The sequence below is a fragment of the Mesorhizobium sp. M7D.F.Ca.US.004.01.2.1 genome, from assembly GCF_003997785.1.
Taxonomy (GTDB): domain Bacteria; phylum Pseudomonadota; class Alphaproteobacteria; order Rhizobiales; family Rhizobiaceae; genus Mesorhizobium; species Mesorhizobium loti.
Map to the genome: position 1 here is coordinate 1 of NZ_RZRQ01000495.1, position 3,174 is coordinate 3,174.

Below are 3,174 nucleotides of genomic sequence, written 5' to 3' on the forward strand. Positions count from 1 at the left end.
GCGACCTCCTGGGCTGCTTGGCGGACGGCGGCGACGATGTGTGGATAGGCGCCGCAGCGGCAGAGATTGCCGGCCATGTATTCGCGGATTTCTTCGTCGGAGCCGGCATGGCCTTCGCGGATGCAGGCGACCGCCGACATGATCTGGCCGGGCGTGCAATAGCCGCACTGGAAGGCATCCTGTTCGAGGAAGGCAGCCTGCACGGGATGCATTTCGCCCTCCCGTGCAAGCCCCTCTATGGTGGTGACGGTGCGGCCCTGAGCTTGAGCTGCAAGTGTGAGACAAGCCAGTACGCGCTCGCCGTCGACATGCACGGTGCAGGCGCCGCACTGGCCGTGGTCGCAGCCCTTCTTGGTTCCGGTCAGGCCGAGGCGGTCGCGCAAGGCATCGAGCAGAGTGACGCGCGGCTCGAGTTGCAGTTCGTGATGGTGGCCGTTGATATCGAGATGGACGGGGATTTTCGTCATGGGCGTCTGGCTCCAGTTGCTTGACGCGAAGTCGGTTGATCTCATGTTGGGCAGGCGGCGGACCTAGTGCCCGCTGTCCGGCCCTTCGCTGTCGCTCCGTGCCCCTTCGGGCGTTCAGCCCCTTAAAAAGGTCCACTGGACCTTTTGATCCGCCCGTAGGCGGACCGGGCCTTCACCGTTCGTCGTTTGGGAAGCCAAGCTTGGCTCCCCGCCCGCTTCGCGGGACCACTCTTCACCCCAGCAGGTCCTCGATGCGGATTGGAAAGCGCCGGGGCCGCACGCCGGTTGCATGCCAGACCGCATTGGCGATGGCGCCAGCCGTGCCGGTGATGCCGATTTCGCCAACGCCCTTGATGCCGAGCGCGTTGACGTAGGGGTCGTCCTCGTGGACCAGCAGCGCCTCGACCGACGGCACGTCGGCATTCACCGGGACATGATATTCGGCGAGGTTGGCATTTTGGATCCGGCCCGAGCGCCGGTCGGTGACGGCTTCCTCATGCAGCGCGAAGGAAATGCCCCAGATCATGCCGCCATAATACTGGCTGCGCACCAGCCGCGGATTGATGACCCGTCCGGCGGCGAACGCGCCGACCAGCCTTGTGACACGGATCTGGCCGAAATCCGGATCAACCTTCACCTCGGCGAACACGGCGCCATGCGCGTGCTTGGCATAGGTCTCCTGGGACGCTGGATCCGGTGCGCCCTTGCCATGGGCTTCGATCTCGGTGAGACCCGCGCGCGCGAGGATCTCGGCATAGCTTTCACGGCGGCTTTCATCGTCGCGTCGGTAAAGGCGGCCGCCGCGCGCCAGCACGCCTTCGTTGCCGGCACCGAATAGCGGTGAGGCCTCGTTGCCGGTGGCGAGATCGGCGAGCCTGGCGATGACGGCAGCACCCGCATTGTGGATTGCCATGCCGGCCGTCGCCGTGTGGCCGGAGCCGCCGGCAATGCCTGCATTGGGCAGGTCGGAACTGCCGGCCCTGAACTCGACCCGGTCGATGTCCAGTCCCAGTCCGTCGGCGGCGATCTGGGCAAACGCTGTCCAGGCGCCTTGTCCCATATCCTGCGCGCCGGTCTCCATCAGGCCGCTGCCGTCGCTTCTCAGCACGGCGCGGGCCTCGGCCTGGAACATCAGGGCTGGAAACGTCGCCGTGCCCATGCCCCAGCCGGTCAGGAAACCGTCCGCGTCGCGCATCAGCCGCGGCTGAAGCGGGCGGCTCGCCCAGCCGAACGTCTCAGCCGCTTGCCTGTAGCATTCGCGCAGCGCCTTGGAGGAAAACGGCTTGCCGGTCATCGGCTCGACCTCGGCATAGTTCCGCAGCCGGAATTCCAGCGGGTCCATGCCGCAGGCGTGAGCCGCCTCATCGATGGCGCTCTCCAGAGCGATCGAGCCGGTGGCTTCGCCCGGCGCCCGCATGAACAGCGGCGTACCGGTGTCGAGCCGCACGGCATCGTGCGAGGTCGCGATGGCCGGGCTGGCATAGAGCGTGTGCGAGGCATCCGCGGCCGGTTCGAAGAAATCGTCGAAGGTGCTCGACGCGGTCCTGGCGTGATGGTCGATGGCCGTCAGCCGCCCTTTGCCATCCATGCCCATGCGGAGCGTCTGGCGCGTCGGCGCGCGATGGCCGACCGGGCCGTACATCTGCTCGCGCCGCAGCACCAGCTTGACCGGACGGCCAACAAGACGCGCCGCCAGGATGCCGAGCACCTGCGGCCCGGAGATCATGCCTTTCGAACCGAAGCCGCCGCCCAGGAACGGGCTGCGGATGTGGATGTTTTCCGGCGCGATGCCGAACAGGCCGGCGATGCGGCCCTGCGCCATGGCAAGGCCCTGGCTCGGCGTGTCGATCGACAGCCTGTCGCCATCCCAGGCGACGACGATCGCGTGCGGCTCCATGGCATTGTGGTACTGGGCCGGGGTCTCGTAGGTGGCTTCGATCCGCGTCTTTGCGGATTTGAGGCCGGCTTCGACATCGCCCTTGTGCTGCACCGCCGGACCGCCGACGCCGACTGCACGCGGCACGAAGCTTTCGGCGCCGTCGAGGCTAACGCGCGCCGGCTGTGCTTCATAGCGCGGCGACAGCAGTGCTGCTCCTTCGGTCGCGGCCTCCAGCGTCTCGGCGATCACCACGGCGATGCTCTGGTTGGGGTAGCGGACCTGATCGTTCTGCAGCAGGTCGAGCCGGAACATGAAGGGGTTGTCCTTGGCATCCGGATCGATGGCGAGCGCCGGCCGGTTCTTGGGCGTCATCACCTCGACCACGCCCTTGTGTGCCTTGGCCGCCTCGGTATCCAGCGCGGCAACGCGGCCGCGCGCGATGCTGCTGACGGCCAGCACGGCGTAGAGCATGCCGGGCGGATGGTTGTCGGCAGCATAGCGCGCGCCACCGGTGACTTTCAGAAAGCCGTCGCGGCGGGTCAGCGGCTGGCCGATGCTGGAGCCCTGCCGGGCATGGGCGGGTTGCTGGTTGAGGCTGAGTTCAAGCGTCATGGCGCACTCCGGGAATGTTTGAGAACGGGGAGGCAGGAAGGGCTGGCAGACGCTCGGGCGTTCCCGAAAGGGCTGAAATCAGCGCCCTGACCACGATGCGGCGGGCAAGCTCGATCTTGAACGCATTGTCGCCGGAGGGGCTGGCATCGGCCAAGGCGGCGTCCGCCGCGCTGGCGAAGGTCGCCTCGTTGGCATCCGCGCCAAGCAGGACGGCTT

Annotated in this window: 2 protein-coding genes and 1 pseudogene; all 3 read right to left on the reverse strand. The window is 67.2% G+C overall.

Going from position 1 to position 3,174, the window contains the following annotated elements:
• A partial coding sequence (locus EN993_RS33625; RefSeq protein ID WP_164757983.1) for a (2Fe-2S)-binding protein occupies window positions 1-467 on the reverse strand: 467 nt, incomplete at its 3' end.
• A 232-nt stretch (window positions 468-699) separates the two neighbouring features.
• Window positions 700-2,958, reverse strand: a complete 2,259-nt coding sequence (locus EN993_RS33630; RefSeq protein WP_127266034.1) for a xanthine dehydrogenase family protein molybdopterin-binding subunit — start codon at window positions 2,956-2,958, stop codon at window positions 700-702.
• A pseudogene (locus EN993_RS33635) lies at window positions 2,948-3,174 on the reverse strand (xanthine dehydrogenase family protein subunit M); the annotation flags it as partial. The pseudogene EN993_RS33635 and the gene EN993_RS33630, both read right to left, overlap by 11 nt.

What these genes read in the sequence shown, in the direction of transcription:
- EN993_RS33630 (WP_127266034.1), bottom strand. Translation starts at nt 2,958, where the DNA reads ATGACGCTTGAACTCAGCCTCAACCAGCAACCCGCCCATGCCCGGCAG.